Source organism: Cedecea sp. P7760 (genome assembly GCF_013386425.1).
GTDB lineage: Bacteria > Pseudomonadota > Gammaproteobacteria > Enterobacterales > Enterobacteriaceae > Cedecea > Cedecea selenatireducens.
In genome coordinates, this window is sequence record NZ_JACARU010000024.1 from 60,652 (window position 1) to 82,925 (window position 22,274).

The following is a 22,274-nucleotide window of genomic DNA, read 5'->3' on the forward strand; positions in this document are numbered from 1 at the left end:
TGTTGGTATTTTGGTTTTGAATGAAAGTAAATATAGGCTTTAACGTTACCTGATTTATTCATTAATCAGCCCGGCCTCGACATATAAATAACCAATCCCCATGACCTGTTGGGCACGCGTTAGCTGGCCGAAGTTTATTTGCGTGGCGTTGCTTTTTAAGGCGTCGCCGTGGTCGAACGGATTAAAACCGATGCGCTGTTTAATAGAGTTCAGCCAGTTCTCGCCAAACTCGCAGCTGCGGCCGTAAAACCAGATTTGATTAATATTGAGAATATTAAGGAAGTTATACAGGCTAAGCCCAATAGCATTGGCCGAATCTTCCACCCAGCGAGCCACTCTTTCATCGCCCGCATGCAGCGCCTGAACCAGCTGCCGGGAGGTTAGCCTTTCCGGATCTTGATGCTGCGCTTCAGGATGTGTTTTAAGCCAGATACGCGCCTGCTTTTTTAGCGCGCTTAATGAGGCCACGGTCTCCAGGCAGCCGTAGCGCCCACAGTCGCAAGCCATGCCGTCGGGGTTGACGATGGTGTGGCCAATTTGCCCACTGCCGTAGAGATTGCCGCGATAAATTTGCCCGTTGATAACGAACGAAGAGCCGATGCCGTAATCGACGTTGAGCACGCAAAAATCCTCCCGATTCCCGGCGTTCTGCCATTTTTCCGCCAGCGCAAGCATCACGCAGTCGTTATCCAGCAGCACCGTGACGCCGAGCTTTTCTTCCAGCAGATACTTAATTTCCACCGCTTCGCGCCACGGCGCCTGGGGCATGGTCTGCGACACGCCGGTCACGGGATCGACCTGCCCGTGGATCCCCAGCGCGAGGTTGATGGTTTTCTTCGGCCAGCTTTTGCGCCGCTGATGCCAGATGGCTTCAATGGCGGCTAATAAAGCCTGGGGAGACGGGGCGGAAATTGAGCGGCGCTCGAACTCCTCTATCGGCGACAGCTGCGCGTTGCACAGCTGGCTTTCAATGCTGGTGGGGGTGACGTTCATGCAAAGAATGTAATTCCCTTCCGGCGGGATCTGATAGCTGCCGCCGTTAAGCCCCCGGCTGCTGAGGTTTTCGCTGGAATGGCTGAGTTTTCCCTCTGCCACCAGCTCTTCCAGAATGTTGCTGACCGCCGGAATCGACAGCCCTGTGTGCTGAGCAAACTGCGATTTACTCAGCCGCTTGTGCCGCCATACCAGCTTCATCAGGGTTTGCCGGTTAAGCTGGCGCACCCGCTGATTGTTGAGACCTGACTCCTGCATTTCACTAAACCTCGTTAACTGTATTGCGTGAGCATTAAGCGATTAAATCATAAACGGCTGTTTCAAACTGTTGGCAACACCCAATTCACTGTTATTTGTTTACTGGAGAGTTGCTATGTACGGAGCGGTAAAAGTCTGGCAGGAAACCCTTTCACTCCCCACATGGACCACCGGCGCAGAAGACCCTAACCCGATGTTCCTCGAGCATCGCGTCTACCAGGGCTCTTCCGGGGCGGTTTACCCTTATGGCGTGATTGATACGCTGACCGGCAAGCGCGAAATGCGTGAGTATCAGGCGGTATGGCTGGAGAATGATTTTATTCGCGTCATGCTGCTGCCGGAGCTGGGCGGACGTATTCACCGCGCCTGGGACAAAGTGATGGAGCGCGACTTCGTTTACTACAACGAAGTGGTTAAACCCGCGCTGGTGGGCCTGGTCGGGCCGTGGATTTCCGGCGGGATCGAATTTAACTGGCCGCAGCACCACCGCCCGACGACCTTCATGCCGGTGGACGTCACCTTCCAGCAGCACGAAAGCGGGGCGCAAACCGTCTGGTTGGGTGAAGTTGAACCTATGCGCGGTCTGCAGGTGATGACCGGCTTTACGCTTTACCCTGAAAAAGCGCTGATTGAAATTACCGGTAAAGTCTTTAACGGCAACGCCACGCCGCGCCACTTCCTGTGGTGGGCTAACCCGGCGGTGAAGGGCGGTGACGAGCACCAAAGCGTGTTCCCGCCTGACGTTACCGCAGTGTTTGACCACGGCAAACGCGACGTTTCCGCTTTCCCGATTGCCCACGGCACCTATTACAAGGTGGATTACTCCGCAGGCGTGGATATCTCCCGCTACAAAAATATTCCCGTGCCAACGTCCTTCATGGCCGATAAGTCCGATTACGACTTCGTGGGGGCTTATCATCACGGCGAGCAGGGGGGGCTGCTGCACATTGCCGATCACCATGTGTCAACGGGCAAGAAGCAGTGGACCTGGGGCAACTGTGACTTTGGCCTGGCCTGGGACCGCAACCTTACCGACAGCAACGGCCCTTACATTGAGCTAATGACCGGCGTGTTCACCGACAACCAGCCGGACTTCACCTGGCTGGCGCCGTTTGAAGAAAAAGTGTTTGTGCAAAACTTCCTGCCTTACAGCAAGCTGGGCACGCTGCAAAATGCCAATACCGAGGCTGCAATCAAGCTCGAACGCCAGCAAGGGAAGTTAGCGCTTGGCGTCTATGCGATTTCACCGCTGGAGCAGGCCACGCTGCGCCTTGAAAGCGACGGTCAAATCCTGTGGCAATCTCCGTTGAGCCTGAAGCCGGCGGAAGCCTGGCAACATCAGCTGGCGGACGACTGGCCGCAGCGTCTGACGCTGACTCTGCTTAACGAACGTGGTGAAGCGCTGCTGAGCTATCTTGAGCACGTCCCTGAAGAGCTGCCTCTGCCGCAGGCGGCGCAGGCTCCGGCTAAGCCCGAACAGATTGATAACTGCGATGAGCTTTATTTCATCGGGCAGCATCTGGAACAGTATCTGCACGCCAGCCGTTCGGCCTTCGACTATTACCAGCGAGCGCTGGACATTGACCCGCTCGATTACCGCAGCAACGTCGCGCTGGGGACGCTCGAATTCAACCGGGCCAACTGGCAGAAGGCGAAAGAGCATGCTGATGCGGCGCTAAAACGCGCCCATCGCCTGAACAAAAACCCGCAAAACGGCGATGCCAGCCAGCTGCGCGGCTCGGCGAAAGAGCGTCTGGGCGACTACGAAGGAGCCCTCGACGACTACTACAAGGCGAGCTGGAGCGGCAACTGCCGGGATGCGGCCTTTTATGCCCTGGCACGCCTGGCGATGCGCAAAGGGGAAACCGCTCGGGCGTTAACGCTGGTGTCCCAAAGCCTACAGTTCAACGCCTCCAATAACCTGGCCATGGCGCTAAAAGCGCTGGCGCTGCATCAGCAGGGTGAAAAAGCCACCGCGCTGGCGTGGACTGAGCAGCAGCTTGCCGTCTGGCCGCTGAGCTATGCCCTGCATTATGCCCGCTGGGCCATTACCCAAAACGAAGGCGACAAGCAAAAGCTGCTGCAGGTCACCGGGCAGCGTGGCACTAACGCCAGCGTTTTGGCCGGATGGCTGATGAGCTTTGGCGCAGAAACCGCTGCTCGTGAGCTGCTGGCGGTGCTCAACGCTCAGGAAGCAATGCCGCTGCTGTGGCAGGCCTCGCTGGAAGCTGATCCTCAGCGCCAGCAGAGCTATCTGGCGCAGGCTCGCGAAAGATTTACCGCCCGAGTTCGTTTCCCTAACACGCTGGATGAAGTGCAGATGCTGATGCGCCTGCCGCAGGATGGCTTTGCGCAGTATCTGCTGGGCTGCTTCTGGTACAGCAAGCGCCGCTACGATGAAGCCCTTAGCTGCTGGGCGTTCTGCGCCGAACAAATGCCGGAGTTTGCCTCCGTGCAGCGCGTGCTGGCCATTCATGCCTGGAATAAAGAGCAGGACGCTAAACGAGCTGAAACTCTGCTGCAGCGTGCGGTAGAGCTTGAGCCAGAGAATGCCCGCTTCCTGTTCGAACTCGATTTCCTGCTGAAGCTGAACGGCCGCTCGTCGGATGAGCGTCTGGCTCGCCTTGAGGCGAAACGTGAGGTGGCGCTGAAGCGTGACGATCTGACCGCTGAATTACTCGGCCTGTGGAACCTTCACGGCAAGCATGGTGAAGCCGCTAAAGTCCTGACTGAACGCAAGTTCCATCCGTGGGAAGGCGGCGAAGGCAAAGTGACGGGGCAGTATCTGATCAACCAGCAGCGCCGTGCCCTCGCAAACATGGCTGACGGCGAATATGGCCAGGCGGAGGAGCTGCTTCAGCAGGCGCTACGTTACCCGGAAAACCTCGGTGAAGGCCGCCTGGTCGGGCAAACCGACAACGATATCTGGTATCTGCTTGGCCGCTGCGCACAGCTTCAACAGCGTAACGAGATGGCCAAATCATGCTACCGGGAAGCGTTGAAAGGCGGCACTTCTTTAGCCGCAGGGCGCTATTACAACGATCAGCCGGTAGATTACCTCTTCTATCAGGCCATGGCCCGCAAGCAGCTGGGCGAGCTCGAAGCGGCTCACCAGCAGTTCAGGACGTTTATCGACTGGGCTCAGGAGCACAGGGAAGACGTGGTTGAGGCCGACTTCTTCGCCGTTTCTCTGCCTGACCTGATTGCGCTTAACGGGGATTCGCGCAGGCAGCATCGCCAGCACTGCCTTTTTGTTGAGGCGCTCGGGCACCTTGGCCTGGGGGATATAGCCACGTTCAATCAGCTGGTTGAGGAGTTACTGGCGCTTAACCCGGCCCATGACAAAGCGCATCTGCTGCGTCAGGCCCTTAGCTCCGGCGTGTTCTAACCATAATTCGCGGGCGACGATGAGCGCCCGCTCTTTACCCTACAAATACAAGATGAGGATCGACCATGGAACGTATGCAATCGCAATTACGCATGGGTTACGTCTGGACCATCTGTCTGGTGGCCGCCTGTGGCGGGCTGTTGTTTGGTTATGACTGGGTGGTTATCGGCGGGGCAAAACCTTTTTACGAAGCCTATTTCTCGATTACCGATCCGGCCGTTTCCGGCTGGGCGATGAGTTCAGCGTTAGTGGGCTGTGTCATCGGGGCGCTGCTCTCCGGCTGGTGCGCCGATAAGTTTGGCCGAAAAATTCCCCTTATTATCGCGGCGCTGCTGTTTACCGTCTCAGCCTGGGGCACGGCGGTTGCCAGCAACTTCGACCTGTTTGTTGCATGGCGTATTGTCGGCGGGGTAGGCATTGGCCTTGCTTCGGCGCTTAGCCCGATGTATATCGCAGAAATTAGCCCGGCCGCGCAGCGTGGGCGCTTTGTCGCGGTCAACCAACTCACCATCGTTATCGGGGTGCTGGCGGCACAGCTTATCAACCTGATGATTGCCGAACCGGTGGCCAGCCACGCAACGATGCAGGAAATCAGCGCGAGCTGGAACGGGCAGGCGGGCTGGCGCTGGATGTTTGGCTCGGGCGTAGTGCCTGCGGCGGCGTTTTTGATCCTGATGTTCTTTGTCCCTGAATCACCGCGCTGGCTGGTGCGAGCCGGGAAAAGCGAACGTGCTCACCAGATGCTGAGCCGCATCGGCAGTAAAAGCTATGCCGATGAAACGCTGAAAGATATTCAGGAAACGTTAAGCAAGGACACACAAAAAGTATCGTGGTCGACGCTGTGGGAGCCAAAGGTTCGCCCGATCATCGTGATTGGTATGGTGCTGGCGGTGTTCCAGCAGTGGTGCGGGATTAACGTTATCTTCAACTACGCGCAGGAGATTTTCGCCTCTGCCGGATTTGATATTAACAGCACGCTGAAATCGATTGTGGCTACCGGCCTGATTAACCTCGTGTTTACCATTGCCGCGTTGCCGCTGGTGGACAAAATCGGCCGTCGTAAACTGATGCTGTTCGGTGCCGCCGGGCTGACCATTATCTATGCGCTGATTGGCGCGGCTTACGGCCTTGGCATTCTGGGCCTGCCGGTGTTGATTCTGGTGCTGGCCGCTATCGCTACCTATGCCCTGACGCTGGCGCCGGTGACCTGGGTGCTGCTGTCGGAAATTTTCCCCAACCGCGTTCGCGGCCTGGCGATGTCGCTGGGCACATTAGCGCTATGGGTGGCCTGTTTCCTGCTGACTTACACCTTCCCTCTGTTGAATGCAGGCCTGGGCGCATCCGGTAGCTTCCTGCTTTATGGCGTAATCTGCGCCGCTGGCTTTATTTACGTGCGCCGTTTCGTGCCGGAAACCAAAGGCGTGAGCCTTGAAGCGCTGGAACAGCAGCTGGCCGAAGGGCGAGTGCATGCCTCGCCAGCGCCTGCGGCAAAGGCGCTGCGTTAATGGACGCGCTGCATCTGCAAAATGCTTTTCTCCGTTTAGCCGTCGCCCCGCAAGGGGCGTCAGTCCTCAGCTTTGAATCTCTGACGCACGGAAAAGCGGTCTTTCATCCCGCTGAACCGGCTCTGTTTCCTATGCTGCCGCTGGCGAACAGGGTGGCCGGAAATGCCTTTCAACTGCACGGCGAGCGAGTTTTGTTGCCTGACAGCCCTGTCGATGAGCATTTCTTTCTGCACGGAGACGGCTGGCTAAAGCGTTGGGACGTAGAGCATCACGATGAAGAGCGTTTGACGTTAAGCCTGCGTAGTCAGCATGCCTGCGGCTTTCACTACCTGGCGAAGCTGACCTGGCGGCTGGCGGGCAACAGGCTGTTAACCCAGCTTGAGTTAACGCACGTAGGCGAGAAGCCGATGGTTTATGGTCTTGGGCTGCATCCGTATTTTGCGCTGGAGCCGGGCAGCCGGGTGCAGTTTTCCGCCAGCGGCTTCTGGCCTGAAGGCGAGCAGCATCTGCCTTTGGCCTGGGAAGGAACGTTCACCGCTCAAACTGATTTTTCCCGCGCCAAAACGCCGGAGAACAAGTGGCTTAACGTGGGGTACTCCGGCTGGAGCGGGCTGGCTCTGATTGAGCATTCGGACATGCGAGTTTGCCTACGCAGCCCAACGCCTTATTTAATGGTGTTCAGCATGGCGGACCAGCCGTTTATCTGCCTGGAGCCGCAAACGCACCCGGTCAACGCGCATAATCAGGCGGGAATGCCCGGTTTAGTGATGCTGGAGCAAGGTCAGTCAACGAGCCTGTCGATGGAGGTTGAGGTGAGCTAGCGCGCAATATCCATTATTTTGATGTGTGTTATTGCTCTGTTAATGTTTGCTTGCATGCCGGCCGGCTATCCCCGACACTATCGCCTCCAAAACGGGAGGGATCATGGTTTTGCATTCCACGCGCTGGCTGGCGCTCAGCTACTTTACCTATTTCTTTAGCTATGGCGTGTTTCTGCCCTTCTGGAGCGTCTGGCTCAAAGGCGTCGGGCTTCCCCCTGAAACCATCGGATTACTGTTAGGCTCAGGGTTAATCGCCCGTTTCCTCGGCAGTTTGTTATTAGCTCCACGCGTGACCGATCCTTCCCGTCTTGTTTTTGCCCTCCGTTTGTTAGCCCTTGCCACCTTGATTTTTGCCGCCGGTTTCTGGCTGGGTCATACCGCATTATGGCTGCTGCTCACGATGATTGGCTTTAACCTGTTCTTCTCGCCTCTGGTGCCGTTAACCGATGCGCTGGCGGGTACCTGGCAGCGGCAAATGCCGCTGGATTATGGCCGGGTGCGCCTCTGGGGATCGCTGGCGTTTGTCATCGGCTCGGCCGTTACCGGCAAGCTGGTGAGCGAGTTCAGCTCTCAGGCTATTTTGGTGCTGTTGACCATCGGCGCGGCGTCGATGCTGATTGGCATGATGCTGCGGCCTTCAATCATGCCGCAGGGGGAAGTCCGTCATCAGACGTCGGCAGGCTGGCCGGCCTGGAAAGGGCTGATTATCAGCGCGTGGCGTTTCCTGGCCTGCGTTTCCCTGCTGCAGGGGGCGCATGCGGCCTATTACGGCTTCAGCGCCATTTACTGGCAGGGGGCGGGCTATTCCGCTTCGGTGGTGGGCTATTTATGGTCGCTTGGCGTAGTGGCGGAAATCGTTATTTTCGCCCTCAGTAACAAACTGTTCCGCCGCTGGAGCGCCCGCGACCTGCTGCTGCTGTCTACCGTCACCGGCATTATCCGCTGGAGCCTGATGGCTACTACTACCGAACTTCCGTGGCTGATTGTCGCGCAGATCCTGCACTGCGGCAGCTTCACCATTTGCCACCTCGCGGCGATGCGCTATATCTCAGCCCGAAAAGGCGGCGAAGTGATTCGCCTGCAGGCCGTTTATTCCGCGGTGGCGATGGGCGGCGGTATCGCGGTGATGACGATTTTCTCCGGCTTCCTCTACCAGCACCTGCAGGGGGGAATGTTCTGGATCATGGCATTGGTGGCGGTACCGGCGCTGTTCCTGCGGCCAAAAGTGACCGCAGTTAATTCCGCTGCGGAAAGCTAAGCTTCGAGCAGCGCTTTTATACGCTGTTGCTGGTGGTCTCCCAGCGGCAGCGTGGCGTGAATGAGCGGAGGGGAAAACAGCGGCAGGGAAGTGGAATAGGGCGTAATCACCAGCACCACCTCACGCGGCGCGCCCTGGCTTTGAAACTGCTGTACCGCAAGGTACTTAATGTTCAACGGCAGCAGAGTCAGCTCGCGCAACTGCTGCTCAATTTTTTGCTCCAGATCGACATCGTCCCCGGTCAGCAGCAGCACCTGCTTTTCCTGAATATCACTTTCCTGCATCAGCCAGGCGCCGAAAATTACCGCCACCAGGCCCGTTTCCGCATCGGAAAAGTGAATCCCATAATGCTGTTCAAATTCGGCAAGTACCTCTCGCGAGGTTCTCATCAGGCGCGGGTAGAGGCGCGTTATCTCTTCTGGCAGATTGCTATCGATGCCGATATTAAACTGGCTGCGATTAAGCGCCTGGGCGAGGTGAATATAAAGCTGGTCGCTCAGCCCCTGCTCGTCGCTAAAAGAGAGCCCGGCCTGCTGGCGAAACCGCTCAATCATCCGCGCTATCTCGTTGTGTAAACGCGCATCCTGTTCGTGCTCATCATTAATCGGGTCAGGGATCCTGAGCAGCTGAAACAGCAGCGCCAGGAAATGCTGTTCGTCGACGTCCGCCGGACGCATTACCCGGCGCTTCCAGTGGCGCGCTATTTCCTGCGCGACAACAAATTCAGGCCGCAGCTGGCTCCATTCGCGCTGCTGCTGCGTCAGGATGGGGGCGTTGCCGGAATGATGCTGATGCAGACAGTACTGTAAAAAAAGCGTCAGGAACTGACTGTCCCGGCTGTCGTACTGCCTTTTTAAACGCCGGGCGCACAGATTAACCAGCGCCCGTAAATTGGTTTCGTCATACAACGCCTTGATAAGCCCCAGCTGATTTAGCTCAGACTTGAGCGCCGGGCTGAAGTGATGCTGCACAAACTGAGGGCAAAGGCGCAGCGAGCGCCGCAGCCAGTGCAGCAGGCAGAGGCGGCGGTCGAGGGCTGTGCCTTCAATCCGATAGCTGCCGTCCTGCTGCTGAGTCAGGGAGAGACGGTGATAACTCTGGATCTCGTGGCCCGTGTCGGCTATATCTTGCAGGGTTTGCGTCTGGTCCACGCCGTTAACGCCGGCAATCACCTCCGGCGTAACGATCTGTTGCGGAAGATAGAGCATCAGAAGCAGGTGGCAGCGGCGCTGCGAACTGGAGAGCACAGAGGGTGGCGGCGTCAGTAAAGTCATCATCTGGCTGTCCCAATGTGGTGTCAGAAGTTAAGAATAGCTAAAGGTTTCGACGCATATATCGACCTTTTTAGTTTTTCATCACGGAATTTAGGCTGGCTCACAGAATTTAAATCTTGAGGGAAGCATGAGCGACAAAAGAATCAGCCTGAAGGGAGTAACCATGCTGGTGGTAGGGCTTTCGGCGGCGGGCGTGCAGGCACATCCCCACAGTTTTATCTCTATCATTACCACGCCGGTGGTTGAGCAGGGACAGCTGACGGGGCTAAAAATGCAGTGGACGATGGACGACATTACTTCAGCGGATCTGTTGTATGACGCCGGTGACGCTAAACCGGATTCTCCGGTGTGGAAAAAGCTGGCCGCCGAGGTGATGGCCAACGTGCTGGGGCAGCACTATTTTACCGAGTTCTGGCATAACAAAGAGAAGGTGAAGTTTGGCAATTTGCCGCCGCAGTATGGCCTGAGCCGCAGCAATCATCAGGCGGTGCTGACGTTTGTGCTGCCGCTGGCGCACCCGCAGCCGCTGAAAGGGCAGACTTATCGCTTCTCGACCTTCGATCCGACCTATTTTGTCGACATGAGCTACGACCACGATACGGACGTGCATTTGCCGCAGACGCTGGCCTCAAGCTGTAAAATTTCCGTTCATACGCCGAAACCGAGCGAAGAGACGCTGCTGTTCGCGCAGTCGCTGGATAAAGCCGATGCGCCGCCGGAGGACATGGACCTTGGCAAGCAGTTTGCTCAGGAGGTGACGCTAACATGTCAGTAATTGCCGTATCTTCTCCCGTCCGCCGTTGGGCCCATCTGTGGCCGCTGGCGCTGTTTATTCTGCTTGCCGCCGCCGGGCTTTACGCCCTGTGGCTCTACTGGCCGCAAATCCTGCTTAGTTCCGCCGGCTGGCAGCGCTCAATCAATCAGGAATTGAGCGGGCTGCTGCGCCAGGTGGCCGAAAACCCTGCCCGGGCGGGCCTGTCGCTGCTCTCGTTCAGCTTTGTGTATGGCGTGCTGCATGCGCTGGGGCCGGGACACGGAAAAATTGTTATTACGACCTGGCTTGCTACGCACCCTTCAAAGCTCAAAAGCAGTCTGGGGCTGACTTTTGCCGCCTCTTTATTACAGGGGCTGGTGGCTATTGTGCTGGTGGTTGTGGTGCTGGGCGTGTTGGCCCTGCCGTCGCGCCAGCTTCATCTCAGCAGTTTTTGGCTTGAGAAAGGTAGCTATCTGCTGGTTGGCGCGCTGGGCGTTTTGCTGAGCTGGCGTGCTTTACGCCGCTTACGCGTTCAGCTGCGCCGCAAACCTAAATTTACCTCGTTTACGCCGCATCATGTGCATGACGCTAACTGCGGCTGTGGGCATCAGCACGTCCCGGATGAAAAACAGCTGGCAGCGGGGAGCGACTGGCGGGCCAGGCTGATGATCGTCCTGTCCATGGGCATGCGTCCTTGTTCAGGCGCGATTATGGTGCTGCTGTTCAGCAAGGTTATCGGAGTCTTTAGCTGGGGCGTGCTTTCTGCGCTGGTGATGGCGGCGGGCACCTCAATCACGATTTCCGGCCTGGCGCTGCTGGTGCACAGCTTCCGCTCGCTGGCGGTTCGGTTAAGCGGCAATCGGGCGCCGGTACTTTGGCGGCAGGTGGGCTGGTCAACGCTGGCGCTGGCGGGCGGCGTGATTCTGGTGGTGGCGGCGCTTATCATGTGGCTGAGCGTTCAGCCGATGGCGAGAGGCATCCGGCCTTTCTGACCGTACTTGAGAATAAGGGCATAAAAAAATCCCCTCGCCGCAAAGGCTGAGGGGATTTTTGTTTTTGCCTCTTATCTGATAACGAAGGGGAGGCAAAAAAGCTTAGCGCTTCAGCGCCTCGCTCAGTTCATCACGCATGGTTGCCAGCATGGCTTTCACTACGCGCGGGTTACCTGCCACGATGTTGCCGCTTGTCAGGTAGTTATGGCCGCCGGTGAAATCACACACGATGCTGCCCGCTTCACGAGCCAGCAGTTCGCCTGCGGCGAAATCCCATGGCTTCAGGCCAATTTCGAAGAAACCGTCCACGCGGCCAGCGGCAACGTAGGCCAGGTCCAGCGCAGCGGAACCGGTGCGACGGAAGTCTGCACACTGGGTGAACAGTTTGCCAACGATGTTGATGTAAGAAGGAGCGTGCTGCTTCACTTTGAACGGGAAGCCGGTCGCCAGTACGGTGCCGTCCAGGTCGCGAGCGTTGCTGCCGCGCAGACGGTAGCCGTTAAGCTGAGCGCCCTGGCCGCGGGTAGCGGTGAACAGTTCGTTACGCATTGGATCGTAAACAACGGCAACTTCAGTGCGGCCTTTAATACGAACAGCGATAGAAACGGAGAAGTGTGGCAGACGTTTGATGAAGTTGGTGGTGCCATCCAGCGGATCGATAACCCATTGCACGTCCTTATCTTCGCCTGCATGTTCACCGCTTTCTTCGGTGATGATGGTGTGCTGCGGGTAAGATTTGCGGATTGTTTCGATAATAATCGCTTCCGCGGCTTTATCGACGTTAGTCACAAAGTCATTGCTGCCTTTCTGACTGCTTTCTACGGAGTCTGGTGTTTCGTAGTGTTTGGCAATTACATTACCCGCCTTGCGCGCAGCACGCACGGCGATGGTCAACATAGGATGTTGCATCGGTCTCTCTCGCTGGATGTTAAAGAACGGAAATCGCGGCGGAGTATAGCAGAGCGTTCGGAATATGTCCCAGGGATATGATAAGATATTGCGATATTCTTCCCAGGCTGTGAATGATAATGCTGCAAAACGTACGAATCGTGCTGGTTGAAACCTCCCATACCGGCAACATGGGCTCCGTGGCTCGTGCTATGAAAACCATGGGCTTAACTAACCTTTGGCTGGTCAATCCGTTGGTAAAACCTGACTCCCAGGCCATCGCCCTGGCGGCCGGTGCCAGCGACGTGATTGGTGATGCTCAGATTGTTGATACCCTCGATGAGGCGCTGGCAGGATGCAGCCTGGTAGTCGGCACCAGCGCGCGCTCCCGTACGCTGCCGTGGCCGATGCTTGACCCACGCGAATGCGGCCTGAAAAGCATCAGCGAAGCGCAGCATGCCCCGGTCGCTATCGTGTTTGGCCGCGAGCGCGTGGGCCTGACCAACGAAGAGCTGCAGAAGTGCCATTACCACGTCGCCATTCAGGCAAACCCGGAATACAGCTCGCTTAACCTGGCTATGGCGGTGCAGATCCTCGCCTATGAAGTGCGTATCGCCTGGCTTGCTACCCAGGAGCAGCCGGAAGCCCCTAAAGAAGACGAAGACGCGCCTTATCCATTAGTGGATGACTTGGAGCGTTTCTACGTGCATCTCGAAAAAGCGCTGCAGGAAAGCGGTTTTATTCGCCCAACCCATCCGGGGCAGGTGATGAGCCGACTGCGTCGTCTGTTTACCCGCGCACGCCCGGAAAGTCAGGAATTAAACATCCTGCGCGGCATGCTGGCGTCGTTGGAAAACCCGAAAAAATCGGGCCAATAATACTTGAGTAAAATGGTAGGTTAAATAGTTGACCATTTTACTCAGGAATGTCAGACTTGCGTCCTGCTATGTGACAATCACACTTTTAAAAACCCCCGGGTCGAGGGGCTATTTGAGGTTAAGTAAGACATGAGACTGACATCAAAAGGGCGCTATGCCGTAACCGCGATGCTTGACGTTGCGCTGAACTCTGAATCGGGCCCGGTTCCATTGGCTGATATTTCTGAACGTCAGGGTATTTCACTCTCCTACCTGGAGCAGCTGTTCTCCCGCCTGCGTAAAAATGGCCTGGTAGCCAGCGTGCGCGGTCCTGGCGGTGGTTATCTGTTAGGTAAAGACGCGGGCAGCATCGCCGTGGGCGAAGTGATCAGCGCCGTTGATGAGTCCGTAGACGCTACCCGTTGTCAGGGTAAAGGTGGCTGCCAGGGCGGCGATAAGTGCCTGACCCACGCGCTGTGGCGCGATCTGAGCGACCGCCTGACCGGCTTCCTGAACAACATCACCCTCGGTGAACTGGTGAATAACCAGGAAGTTCTGGACGTGGCCGACCGTCAGCACAATGAAAACCATCGCAGCACCCGTTCTCAAGACGCGATTGACGTCAAACTGCGCGCATAAGCAGAAGAACAAGAATTTTAGAATCAGGTTGGGGGAGCGGTGCTCCCTGTCTATAACGGCAGCATATTTTAAGCCTGATTCTTCGCATTGAAGTGATGTACGGAGCTTAAGAGCAATGAAATTACCGATTTACCTCGACTATTCCGCAACCACGCCGGTTGATCCGCGTGTTGCTGAGAAGATGATGCAGTTTTTAACGATGGACGGAACCTTCGGTAACCCGGCCTCCCGTTCCCACCGTTTTGGCTGGCAGGCTGAAGAAGCCGTTGATATCGCCCGTAACCAAATCGCTGAGCTGGTTGGTGCCGATCCGCGTGAAATCGTTTTCACCTCCGGTGCGACCGAGTCAGACAACCTGGCTATCAAAGGTGCCGCCAACTTCTATCAGAAGAAAGGCAAGCACATCATCACCGTAAAAACCGAACACAAAGCCGTGCTGGACACCTGTCGCCAGCTTGAGCGTGAAGGGTTTGAGGTGACTTATCTGGCGCCGCAGAGCAACGGTATCGTTGACCTGAAGCAGCTGGAAGCCGCCATGCGTGAAGACACTATTCTGGTGTCCATCATGCACGTGAATAACGAAATCGGCGTGGTGCAGGATATCGCGGCTATCGGCGAAATGTGCCGTTCCCGTGGCATTATCTTCCACGTTGACGCCACGCAAAGCGTGGGCAAACTGCCTATCGACCTGAGCCAGCTTAAAGTGGACCTGATGTCCTTCTCTGGCCACAAAATTTACGGGCCGAAAGGTATCGGTGCGCTGTACGTGCGTCGTAAACCGCGTATCCGTATCGAAGCACAGATTCACGGCGGTGGTCACGAGCGCGGTATGCGTTCCGGTACGCTGCCTGTGCACCAGATCGTCGGCATGGGCGAAGCTTACCGTATCGCAAAAGAAGAGATGGAGACCGAAATGGCCCGTCTGCGCACGCTGCGTAACCGTCTGTGGAACGGCGTGAAAGATATGGAAGAAGTTTACCTGAACGGTGACCTGGAGCACGGCGCGCCAAACATCCTGAACGTCAGCTTTAACTACGTTGAAGGTGAGTCGCTGATCATGGCGCTGAAAGACCTCGCGGTTTCTTCAGGTTCTGCCTGTACTTCCGCTAGCCTCGAGCCATCCTACGTGCTGCGCGCGCTGGGAATGAGCGATGAACTGGCTCACAGCTCTATCCGTTTCTCTCTGGGTCGTTTTACCACTGAAGAAGAGATCGATTACACCATCGAGCTGGTACGTAAATCCATCGGCCGTCTGCGCGACCTTTCTCCGCTGTGGGAAATGTTCAAGCAGGGCGTGGATATTAATTCCATCGAATGGGCTCATCACTGATCGTTCGTCAGGACGTCGATTTCAGATTCTGGAGAAGTAAAAATGGCTTACAGCGAAAAAGTAATTGATCACTACGAAAACCCACGCAACGTCGGTTCTTTCGACAACAGCGACGATAGCGTTGGTTCCGGCATGGTGGGTGCACCGGCCTGTGGCGACGTGATGAAGTTGCAGATCAAAGTCAACAATGAAGGTATCATTGAAGACGCGCGTTTCAAAACCTACGGCTGCGGCTCGGCGATTGCTTCCAGCTCGCTGGTGACCGAGTGGGTGAAGGGCAAGTCCCTGGACGAAGCGCAGGCGATCAAAAACACCGACATCGCAGACGAACTCGAACTGCCGCCGGTGAAGATTCACTGCTCAATCCTTGCAGAAGACGCAATTAAAGCGGCTATCGCGGATTACAAAAGCAAACGTGAAACAAAATAACTCTCACTAATTCGAGCTTGCTGCCCGGCAGCGGCTCGAAGTATGACGAGTTAAATATCTGATTGAGGTTGTTGTATGTCGATTACCCTTAGCGACAGCGCTGCTGCCCGTGTAAATGCCTTCCTGACCAACCGTGGTAAAGGGTTTGGTTTGCGTCTGGGCGTGCGCACTTCAGGCTGCTCTGGGATGGCTTATGTTCTCGAATTTGTAGACGAACCGCTGGTGGATGACACCGTGTTCGAAGACAAAGGCGTGAAGGTGGTTGTCGATGGTAAAAGCCTGCAATTTTTAAACGGGACAGAGCTCGACTTCGTGAAAGAAGGCCTTAACGAAGGGTTTAAGTTTACTAACCCTAACGTGAAGGACGAGTGTGGCTGCGGCGAAAGCTTCCACGTCTGATCCTGCGCATCTCCCCACCGGCTTTGGCCCGTGGGGATTTTGCTTTACCACCCAGCATTTACCTGACATGAACCCGAGTCTGTTATGGATTATTTTACCCTGTTTGGGCTAACGCCAGGCTATACCCTGAACACCGAGCTTCTGGCTAGCCGTTACCAGGAGCTGCAGCGCCAGTTCCACCCGGACAAATACGCCAGCCGCCCTCAGGCGGAACAGCTTCTGGCCGTTAGCCAATCCGCAACCATCAACCAGGCCTGGCAGACGCTGCGTCACCCGCTTGCCCGCGCCGAATACATCCTGTCCCTGAACGGCTTCGATCTGGCTAATGAACAGCATACCGTGCGCGACACCGCGTTCCTGATGGAACAGCTGGATCTGCGCGAAGAGCTGGATGATATCGACCAGGCTAAAGACAGTGACAGGCTTGAAAGTTTTGCCTCTCGCGTAAAAACGATGGTGAAAAACCGCAGCGCGCAGATGGTACAGCAGCTGGATGACCAGCAGTGGGAACAGGCGGCGGACACCGTTCGCAAGCTGCGTTTCCTCGATAAATTACAGAGCCAAATTGAACAACTAGAAGAAAAGCTGCTCGACTTTTAACGCCTGAACTCAGGCCCGATTTTTGGAAGCGATACATGGCCTTATTACAAATTAGCGAGCCCGGCATGATGGCTGCGCCGCACCAGCGCAGGCTGGCCGCAGGCATCGACCTTGGCACCACCAACTCGCTGGTGGCTACCGTTCGTAGCGGCCAGGCTGAAACCCTTGCTGACCACGAAGGCCGCCACCTGCTGCCTTCTGTCGTTCACTACCAGCCGCAGGGACATCTGGTCGGTTTTGACGCGCGCGCGCTCGCCGCTCAGGATCCTGCTAACACTATCAGCTCGGTAAAACGCATGATGGGCCGCTCTCTGGCGGACATTCAGACGCGTTATCCTCATCTTCCTTATCGCCTGCAGGCAAGTGAAAACGGCCTGCCGATGATCGAAACGCCCGCCGGCCTGCTTAACCCGATTCGCATTTCTGCCGATATCCTGAAATCACTCTCTGCCCGCGCCACTGAAACGCTGGAAGGGGAGCTTGATGGCGTGGTTATCACGGTTCCCGCGTATTTTGATGACGCACAGCGTCAGGGTACCAAAGATGCCGCACGCCTCGCTGGCCTGCACGTTCTGCGCCTGCTGAACGAACCTACCGCGGCGGCTATTGCCTATGGTCTGGATTCAGGTAAAGAAGGCGTCATTGCCGTTTACGATCTGGGTGGCGGAACTTTTGATATCTCTATTCTTCGCCTGAGCCGCGGCGTGTTTGAAGTGCTGGCAACGGGCGGTGATTCCGCGCTTGGCGGCGATGACTTCGACCACCTTCTGGCCGACTGGCTGCGCGAACAGGCCGGTATTGCCGATCGCAGCGACGACCGCGTACAGCGCCAGCTCCTGGACGCAGCCATCGCCGCCAAAATCGCCCTCAGCGATGCCGCAACCGCCCGCGTCGAAGTGGCGGGCTGGCAGGGGGAAGTGACTCGCGAGCAGTTCAACGACCTTATCTCTTCGCTAGTTAAACGTACTTTGCTGTCCTGTCGTCGCGCGTTAAAAGACGCGGGCGTTGAAGCAGAAGAAGTGCTGGAAGTGGTGATGGTCGGCGGTTCGACCCGAGTACCTTTGGTGCGTGAGCGCGTAGGGGAATTCTTTGGTCGCACGCCGCTAACGTCCATCGACCCGGACAAAGTCGTTGCCATCGGCGCGGCAATCCAGGCCGACATTCTGGTGGGGAATAAGCCGGACAGCGAAATGCTGCTGCTGGACGTGATCCCACTGTCGCTTGGCCTGGAAACGATGGGCGGGCTGGTTGAGAAAGTCATCCCGCGTAACACCACCATCCCGGTAGCGCGTGCGCAGGAATTCACCACCTTCAAAGACGGCCAGACCGCTATGGCTATCCACGTGCTGCAGGGCGAGCGTGAACTCGTTCAGGATTGCCGTTCGCTGGCTCGCTTTACGCTGCGCGGCATTCCAGCCATGTCCGCTGGCGGGGCCCATATTCGCGTCACCTTCCAGGTAGACGCCGATGGCCTGCTGAGCGTAACGGCAATGGAAAAATCCACCGGCGTTGAATCCTCAATCCAGGTGAAACCTTCTTATGGCCTGAGTGATGGCGAAATTGCCAGCATGATTCAGGACTCCATGAGTTACGCCGAGCATGACGTGCAAGCACGTATGCTGGCCGAGCAAAAAGTCGAAGCTGCCCGCGTGCTGGAGAGTTTGACCAGCGCGTTGACGGCGGATGCCGCGCTGCTAAGCGCCGCAGAGCGTGCCGACATTGATGCCGCGATGGCCGCGTTAAGCGCTGCCGCCGCGAGTGACGATGCCGACGCTATTCAAAATGAAATCAAAAACGTAGACAAGCAAACCCAGGAATTCGCCGCGCGCCGTATGGATCAATCGATCCGTAAAGCGTTGACCGGCCATTCCGTGGACGAGGTTTAATATGCCAAAGATTGTTTTTCTGCCTCATCAGGACCTGTGTCCGGATGGCGCAGTTCTGGAAGCGAAGCAAGGTGAAACCATTCTCGACGTTGCGCTGCGCAACGGTATTGAGATTGAACACGCCTGTGAGAAGTCCTGCGCCTGCACCACCTGCCACTGCGTTGTGCGTGAAGGTTTTGATTCACTCGCGGAAAGCACCGAGGACGAAGACGACATGCTGGATAAAGCATGGGGTCTGGAGCCGGAAAGCCGCCTGAGCTGCCAGGCTCGCGTCAGCGACGAAGACCTGGTGGTTGAGATGCCGCGTTACACCATTAACCACGCACGCGAACACTAACGGGAGTCGCCATGGGACTGAAGTGGACCGACAGCCGCGAAATCGGCGAAGCGCTGTACGACAGCCGTCCGGATCTCGATCCTAAGACGGTGCGTTTCACCGATATGCACCAGTGGATCTGCGAGCTGGAAGAGTTTGATGACGATCCGAGCGCTTCTAACGAGAAAGTACTGGAAGCGATTTTGCTTGTCTGGTTAGATGAAGCTGAATGATACACGGGCTGCCTTGGGCGGCCCGTTGTACTGATGACCAGGTTCATTGCCCTAAAATGTTCGGATCGCGATCGAATAAAAGCAATGAATTGTGTTCTCTGGTTTGCCCCAAACAGTCGAAAATCCCATTTTTCGGCTGTTTGACATCAATCTAACGGGCTGCCTTGGGCGGCCCGTTTTTGCATTTTGCCTGTGCTGAACAATGAAGGATTGGAAAATGACTGAAGCCATGAAAATCACCCTTTCCACGCAGCCAGCGGACGCACGCTGGGGCGAAAAGGCGACGTATAGCATTAACAATGACGGCATTACCCTACACCTGACCGGCAAAGACGATCTCGGTCTTATCCAGCGCGCAGCGCGCAAAATTGATGGCCAGGGGCTGAAGCACGTTCAGCTGGCTGGCGAAGGCTGGGACGTAGAGAAGAGCTGGGCCTTCTGGCAGGGCTATCGCGCACCAAAAGGCACCCGCAAAATTGACTGGGCCGTGCTGAGCGAAACCGAGCAGAAAGAGCTGGATAGCCGCCTGAAAGTGATTGACTGGGTTCGCCACACCATCAACACCCCGGCAGAAGAGCTGGGCCCGGAGCAGCTTGCTTCCCGCGCCGTTGACCTGCTGTGTGACGTTGCCTGTGACCACGTTTCTTACCGTATTACCAAGGGCGAAGACCTGCGTGAGCAGAACTATGCCGGGATCCACACCGTTGGCCGTGGCTCTGACCGTGCACCCGTGCTGCTGGCGCTGGACTACAACCCAACCGGTAACCCGGACGCGCCGGTTTACGCAAGCCTGGTCGGGAAGGGCATCACCTTTGACTCCGGCGGCTACAGCATCAAACAGACCGCGTTCATGGATTCTATGAAATCCGACATGGGCGGTGCAGCGACTATTACCGGCGCACTGGCTCTGGCCATCACCCGTGGCCTGAACAAGCGCGTGAAGCTGTTCCTGTGCTGCGCGGATAACATGATCAGCGGCAATGCAATGAAGCTGGGTGACATCATCACCTACCGTAACGGTAAAACCGTTGAAGTGATGAACACCGACGCCGAAGGGCGCCTGGTGCTGGCCGATGGCCTGATTGACGCTGCCGCTCAGAAACCAGAGCTGATTATCGACTGCGCCACCCTGACCGGTGCGGCGAAAACGGCGCTGGGTAACGATTACCACGCGGTATTCAGCTTTGACGAAAAGCTGGCCGCTCGCCTGCTGACCAGCGCCGCCGAAGAAAACGAGCCGTTCTGGCGCCTGCCGCTGGCGGAATTCCACCGCAGCCAGCTGCCGTCTAACTTCGCCGAGCTGAACAATACCGCCAACGCCTCTTATCCGGCGGGTGCAAGCACTGCGGCAGGTTTCCTGTCTCACTTTGTGGAAAACTACCACCAGGGCTGGGTACACGTGGACTGCTCTGCAACCTACCGTAAGGGCGCGGTTGAGCAATGGTCTGCCGGTGCCACCGGTCTGGGCGTACGTGCGATCGCCAATCTGCTGTTAGCTAAGTAATACTGCCTCTCACCCCGGCCCTCTCCCCATAGGGGAGAGGGGGAAAGACGGTCCTGAACTGTCCCCTCTCCCTTCCAGGGAGAGGGTTAGGGTGAGGGTAAAACCTCTTAAGCTTTACCCCGGAATCACAATGTCAGACACAAAAAATGAACTAGAAACCCTGCTTGAGCAGGCGGCAACCGAGCCGGCCCACCGCCCGGCATTTTTCCGTACCCTGCTGGAATCCACCGTTTGGGTGCCGGGCAACGCGGCGGAAGGTGAAGCTATCGACGCCGACAGTGCGGTTGAACTGCAGCACTGGGAAAAAGAAGATGGTACTTCGGTGATCCCTTTCTTCACATCCCTGGAAGCTCTGCAGGAAGCTGTAAGCCATGAGCAGGCGTTTGTGGTGATGCCCGTGCGCACTTTGTTTGAAATGACGCTGGGCGAATCTCTGTTCCTTAACGCCAAACTGCCGACCGGCAAAGAATTTACGCCAAACGAAATCAACCATTTGGTCAGCGCAGAGAGTGACCCTCTGAGCCAGCAGAAAGTGCTGGAGGGCGGCACCTCGCTGCTGCTTTCAGAAGTTGCCGAGCCGCCAGCACAGATGGTCGACTCGCTGACGACGCTGTTTAAAAAACTGAAAACGGTTAAACGGGCGTTTATCTGCTCCATCAAGGAACAGGCAGACGAAGAACCAAACCTGCTGATCGGTATTGAGGCTGACGGCGACATCGAGGCAATCATTCGCCAGGCCGGGAGCGTGGCAACCGATACGTTACCGGGCGATGAGCCAGTTGATATCTGCCTGGTCGTTGAGGGTGAGAAGGGCATCAGCCACTTTATGATTGCCCACATAACCCCGTTCTACGAACGCCGTTGGGGTAGCTTCCTGCGCGACTTTAAGCAAAACCGTATTATTTGACGGCTGTTTGCCATCAATTTGAAGGGAGGCGCTTATGCCTCCCTTTTTGTTTTACTGCGCAGGCTCAACCGGCAGGTCAGGGCGAGCGCCCCATTCACTCCACGAACCATCGTAAAGCGACACGCCGTTCACGCCCAGCGTCGTCAGTGCCAGTACCACGACGGCAGCCGTGACGCCGGAGCCGCAGCTGGCAATGATTGGCCGCTCGAAGCTTACGCCCTGGCGCTCGAAGATTTCGCTCAGTTTGTCCGTTGTCTTCAACTGGCCGTTTTCCACAAGGTCCACCCACGGCACGTTAAGTGCGCCTGGGATATGGCCGCGTTTCAGGCCCGGGCGCGGCTCATCTGCCAGCGCATTAAAGCGTGGTGCCGGGCGAGCATCCACAATCTGAGCGGTGCCTTCGTGGCTGACCAGCAGCACGTCGGTAAGGCGTTTGATCACCAGCGGATCGAAGTTAACCTCGAACTCACCTTCCTGCAGCTCCACGTCCCCTTGTTCCAGCGGCAACGCTTCACGTTGCCATTCCGCCAGCCCACCGGCCAGAATCGACACTCTTTCGACGCCGAAGGTGCGCAGCATCCACCAGGCACGAGGCGCGGAGAACAGATTACCTTCGTCGTAGACTACCAGGTGCTTATCGCTGCTGACGCCCAGCTCGCGCATAGCAACGGCAAATGCTTCGGCACGCGGCATCATGTGGGGAAGGGGGCTGGTGTGATCGGAGAGCGCCTCGATGTCAAAATAGACCGCACGTGGCAGATGCCCGGCCCGGTATTCGCCCGGCAGGTCGCGGTGCTCCTGCCCTGGCGGTGCCATACGGGCATCTAAAATCTGGATATCGTCATCGTTAATGTGTTCTGCGAGCCAGTCGCTCGCGACGAAGAAAGAGGTGGACATAGTGAGCCTCCGGTTCATCAAAGAAAATCGGATTGTCGGTGTTTTTCCAGAACCCGGCAAGCAGCCTTGCCTGACATCGCGAGATACTTCGTAAAACTTATTGAATGCAGTCGCTAATTTACCGTTGCCTGCGAGACATCTCGCAA

General features: G+C 56.7%; 21 protein-coding genes. 17 read left to right on the plus strand and 4 right to left on the minus strand.

Annotated elements, in window-relative coordinates:
* Positions 1 to 54 precede the first annotated feature (54 nt).
* Complete coding sequence (locus tag HX778_RS10430; RefSeq protein WP_176981938.1) at positions 55 to 1,251, minus strand: ROK family protein; 1,197 nt, start codon at positions 1,249 to 1,251, stop codon at positions 55 to 57.
* A 115-nt stretch (positions 1,252 to 1,366) separates the two neighbouring features.
* Here HX778_RS10430 and HX778_RS10435 point away from each other — a divergent pair, with 115 nt between their 5' ends.
* From HX778_RS10435 to HX778_RS10450, 4 genes are all read left to right on the plus strand, one after another.
* A complete protein-coding gene (locus tag HX778_RS10435; protein WP_176981939.1) occupies positions 1,367 to 4,639 on the plus strand; it encodes a DUF5107 domain-containing protein in 3,273 nt (1,090 codons plus the stop codon).
* A gap of 65 nt (positions 4,640 to 4,704) precedes the next feature.
* Positions 4,705 to 6,144, plus strand: a complete 1,440-nt coding sequence (locus tag HX778_RS10440; RefSeq protein ID WP_038479935.1) for a sugar porter family MFS transporter — start codon at positions 4,705 to 4,707, stop codon at positions 6,142 to 6,144.
* On the plus strand, positions 6,144 to 6,965 hold the full coding sequence (locus HX778_RS10445; RefSeq protein ID WP_176981940.1) for an aldose 1-epimerase: 822 nt from the start codon (positions 6,144 to 6,146) through the stop codon (positions 6,963 to 6,965). The genes HX778_RS10440 and HX778_RS10445 overlap by 1 nt, the downstream gene beginning before the upstream one ends.
* A gap of 103 nt (positions 6,966 to 7,068) precedes the next feature.
* Positions 7,069 to 8,223 (plus strand): 3-phenylpropionate MFS transporter, encoded by a 1,155-nt coding sequence (locus tag HX778_RS10450; RefSeq protein ID WP_038479940.1) that lies wholly within the window; start codon positions 7,069 to 7,071, stop codon positions 8,221 to 8,223.
* Here HX778_RS10450 and csiE read toward each other — a convergent pair.
* Positions 8,220 to 9,500, minus strand: a complete 1,281-nt coding sequence (gene csiE, locus HX778_RS10455) for a stationary phase inducible protein CsiE (protein ID WP_038479943.1) — start codon at positions 9,498 to 9,500, stop codon at positions 8,220 to 8,222. The two genes, HX778_RS10450 and csiE, sit on opposite strands and share 4 nt — an antisense overlap.
* A 160-nt stretch (positions 9,501 to 9,660) precedes the next feature.
* On the opposite strand from csiE, the gene HX778_RS10460 reads away from it, so the two are divergent.
* Positions 9,661 to 10,272: a DUF1007 family protein gene (locus HX778_RS10460; RefSeq protein ID WP_071842985.1), complete on the plus strand. Its 612-nt coding sequence runs from the start codon at positions 9,661 to 9,663 to the stop codon at positions 10,270 to 10,272.
* Complete coding sequence (locus HX778_RS10465) at positions 10,263 to 11,243, plus strand: nickel/cobalt transporter (protein ID WP_038479949.1); 981 nt, start codon at positions 10,263 to 10,265, stop codon at positions 11,241 to 11,243. Before HX778_RS10460 ends, HX778_RS10465 begins: the two co-directional genes overlap by 10 nt.
* A 102-nt stretch (positions 11,244 to 11,345) precedes the next feature.
* Here the strand turns inward: HX778_RS10465 and suhB are convergent, their stop codons facing one another.
* The gene (gene suhB / locus HX778_RS10470) at positions 11,346 to 12,152 is read right to left on the minus strand and encodes an inositol-1-monophosphatase (protein ID WP_144244060.1); all 807 of its coding nucleotides are present in this window, start codon (positions 12,150 to 12,152) and stop codon (positions 11,346 to 11,348) included.
* Between the two features lie 119 nt (positions 12,153 to 12,271).
* On the opposite strand from suhB, the gene trmJ reads away from it, so the two are divergent.
* From trmJ to sseB, 11 genes are all read left to right on the plus strand, one after another.
* Positions 12,272 to 13,009, plus strand: coding sequence for a tRNA (cytosine(32)/uridine(32)-2'-O)-methyltransferase TrmJ (gene trmJ, locus HX778_RS10475; protein WP_038483263.1), 738 nt, complete (start codon positions 12,272 to 12,274; stop codon positions 13,007 to 13,009).
* Between the two features lie 129 nt (positions 13,010 to 13,138).
* Positions 13,139 to 13,627, plus strand: a complete 489-nt coding sequence (gene iscR / locus HX778_RS10480; protein ID WP_038479956.1) for a Fe-S cluster assembly transcriptional regulator IscR — start codon at positions 13,139 to 13,141, stop codon at positions 13,625 to 13,627.
* A 115-nt stretch (positions 13,628 to 13,742) separates the two neighbouring features.
* Positions 13,743 to 14,957 (plus strand): cysteine desulfurase, encoded by a 1,215-nt coding sequence (gene iscS / locus HX778_RS10485; protein ID WP_038479958.1) that lies wholly within the window; start codon positions 13,743 to 13,745, stop codon positions 14,955 to 14,957.
* A 42-nt stretch (positions 14,958 to 14,999) separates the two neighbouring features.
* Entirely contained in the window at positions 15,000 to 15,386 is a 387-nt protein-coding gene (gene iscU, locus HX778_RS10490; RefSeq protein WP_038479961.1) for a Fe-S cluster assembly scaffold IscU, read from the plus strand.
* A 75-nt stretch (positions 15,387 to 15,461) separates the two neighbouring features.
* Positions 15,462 to 15,785, plus strand: coding sequence for an iron-sulfur cluster assembly protein IscA (gene iscA, locus HX778_RS10495; protein ID WP_038479966.1), 324 nt, complete (start codon positions 15,462 to 15,464; stop codon positions 15,783 to 15,785).
* An 84-nt stretch (positions 15,786 to 15,869) separates the two neighbouring features.
* Entirely contained in the window at positions 15,870 to 16,385 is a 516-nt protein-coding gene (hscB, locus tag HX778_RS10500) for a co-chaperone HscB (RefSeq protein ID WP_176981941.1), read from the plus strand.
* Between the two features lie 35 nt (positions 16,386 to 16,420).
* Positions 16,421 to 18,271 carry a Fe-S protein assembly chaperone HscA gene (gene hscA / locus HX778_RS10505; protein ID WP_176981942.1) on the plus strand — a complete coding sequence of 617 codons (1,851 nt, stop codon included), beginning with the start codon at positions 16,421 to 16,423 and terminating at the stop codon, positions 18,269 to 18,271.
* A 1-nt stretch (position 18,272) separates the two neighbouring features.
* Positions 18,273 to 18,608, plus strand: coding sequence for an ISC system 2Fe-2S type ferredoxin (gene fdx, locus HX778_RS10510; RefSeq protein WP_008459424.1), 336 nt, complete (start codon positions 18,273 to 18,275; stop codon positions 18,606 to 18,608).
* 11 nt (positions 18,609 to 18,619) lie between these two features.
* Complete coding sequence (iscX, locus tag HX778_RS10515) at positions 18,620 to 18,820, plus strand: Fe-S cluster assembly protein IscX (protein WP_038479976.1); 201 nt, start codon at positions 18,620 to 18,622, stop codon at positions 18,818 to 18,820.
* A 217-nt stretch (positions 18,821 to 19,037) separates the two neighbouring features.
* Positions 19,038 to 20,324, plus strand: coding sequence for an aminopeptidase PepB (pepB, locus tag HX778_RS10520; RefSeq protein WP_038479979.1), 1,287 nt, complete (start codon positions 19,038 to 19,040; stop codon positions 20,322 to 20,324).
* A 130-nt stretch (positions 20,325 to 20,454) separates the two neighbouring features.
* Positions 20,455 to 21,231, plus strand: coding sequence for an enhanced serine sensitivity protein SseB (gene sseB, locus HX778_RS10525; RefSeq protein ID WP_176981943.1), 777 nt, complete (start codon positions 20,455 to 20,457; stop codon positions 21,229 to 21,231).
* A gap of 51 nt (positions 21,232 to 21,282) precedes the next feature.
* On the opposite strand, the gene sseA is transcribed toward sseB, so the two are convergent.
* A complete protein-coding gene (gene sseA / locus HX778_RS10530) occupies positions 21,283 to 22,128 on the minus strand; it encodes a 3-mercaptopyruvate sulfurtransferase (RefSeq protein ID WP_176981944.1) in 846 nt (281 codons plus the stop codon).
* Between the last annotated feature and the right edge of the window lie 146 nt (positions 22,129 to 22,274).

What these genes read in the sequence shown, in the direction of transcription:
- HX778_RS10430 (WP_176981938.1), bottom strand. Translation starts at nt 1,251, where the DNA reads ATGCAGGAGTCAGGTCTCAACAATCAGCGGGTGCGCCAGCTTAACCGG.
- HX778_RS10435 (WP_176981939.1), top strand. Translation starts at nt 1,367, where the DNA reads ATGTACGGAGCGGTAAAAGTCTGGCAGGAAACCCTTTCACTCCCCACA.
- HX778_RS10440 (WP_038479935.1), top strand. Translation starts at nt 4,705, where the DNA reads ATGGAACGTATGCAATCGCAATTACGCATGGGTTACGTCTGGACCATC.
- HX778_RS10445 (WP_176981940.1), top strand. Translation starts at nt 6,144, where the DNA reads ATGGACGCGCTGCATCTGCAAAATGCTTTTCTCCGTTTAGCCGTCGCC.
- HX778_RS10450 (WP_038479940.1), top strand. Translation starts at nt 7,069, where the DNA reads ATGGTTTTGCATTCCACGCGCTGGCTGGCGCTCAGCTACTTTACCTAT.
- csiE (WP_038479943.1), bottom strand. Translation starts at nt 9,500, where the DNA reads ATGATGACTTTACTGACGCCGCCACCCTCTGTGCTCTCCAGTTCGCAG.
- HX778_RS10460 (WP_071842985.1), top strand. Translation starts at nt 9,661, where the DNA reads ATGCTGGTGGTAGGGCTTTCGGCGGCGGGCGTGCAGGCACATCCCCAC.
- HX778_RS10465 (WP_038479949.1), top strand. Translation starts at nt 10,263, where the DNA reads ATGTCAGTAATTGCCGTATCTTCTCCCGTCCGCCGTTGGGCCCATCTG.
- suhB (WP_144244060.1), bottom strand. Translation starts at nt 12,152, where the DNA reads ATGCAACATCCTATGTTGACCATCGCCGTGCGTGCTGCGCGCAAGGCG.
- trmJ (WP_038483263.1), top strand. Translation starts at nt 12,272, where the DNA reads ATGCTGCAAAACGTACGAATCGTGCTGGTTGAAACCTCCCATACCGGC.
- iscR (WP_038479956.1), top strand. Translation starts at nt 13,139, where the DNA reads ATGAGACTGACATCAAAAGGGCGCTATGCCGTAACCGCGATGCTTGAC.
- iscS (WP_038479958.1), top strand. Translation starts at nt 13,743, where the DNA reads ATGAAATTACCGATTTACCTCGACTATTCCGCAACCACGCCGGTTGAT.
- iscU (WP_038479961.1), top strand. Translation starts at nt 15,000, where the DNA reads ATGGCTTACAGCGAAAAAGTAATTGATCACTACGAAAACCCACGCAAC.
- iscA (WP_038479966.1), top strand. Translation starts at nt 15,462, where the DNA reads ATGTCGATTACCCTTAGCGACAGCGCTGCTGCCCGTGTAAATGCCTTC.
- hscB (WP_176981941.1), top strand. Translation starts at nt 15,870, where the DNA reads ATGGATTATTTTACCCTGTTTGGGCTAACGCCAGGCTATACCCTGAAC.
- hscA (WP_176981942.1), top strand. Translation starts at nt 16,421, where the DNA reads ATGGCCTTATTACAAATTAGCGAGCCCGGCATGATGGCTGCGCCGCAC.
- fdx (WP_008459424.1), top strand. Translation starts at nt 18,273, where the DNA reads ATGCCAAAGATTGTTTTTCTGCCTCATCAGGACCTGTGTCCGGATGGC.
- iscX (WP_038479976.1), top strand. Translation starts at nt 18,620, where the DNA reads ATGGGACTGAAGTGGACCGACAGCCGCGAAATCGGCGAAGCGCTGTAC.
- pepB (WP_038479979.1), top strand. Translation starts at nt 19,038, where the DNA reads ATGACTGAAGCCATGAAAATCACCCTTTCCACGCAGCCAGCGGACGCA.
- sseB (WP_176981943.1), top strand. Translation starts at nt 20,455, where the DNA reads ATGTCAGACACAAAAAATGAACTAGAAACCCTGCTTGAGCAGGCGGCA.
- sseA (WP_176981944.1), bottom strand. Translation starts at nt 22,128, where the DNA reads ATGTCCACCTCTTTCTTCGTCGCGAGCGACTGGCTCGCAGAACACATT.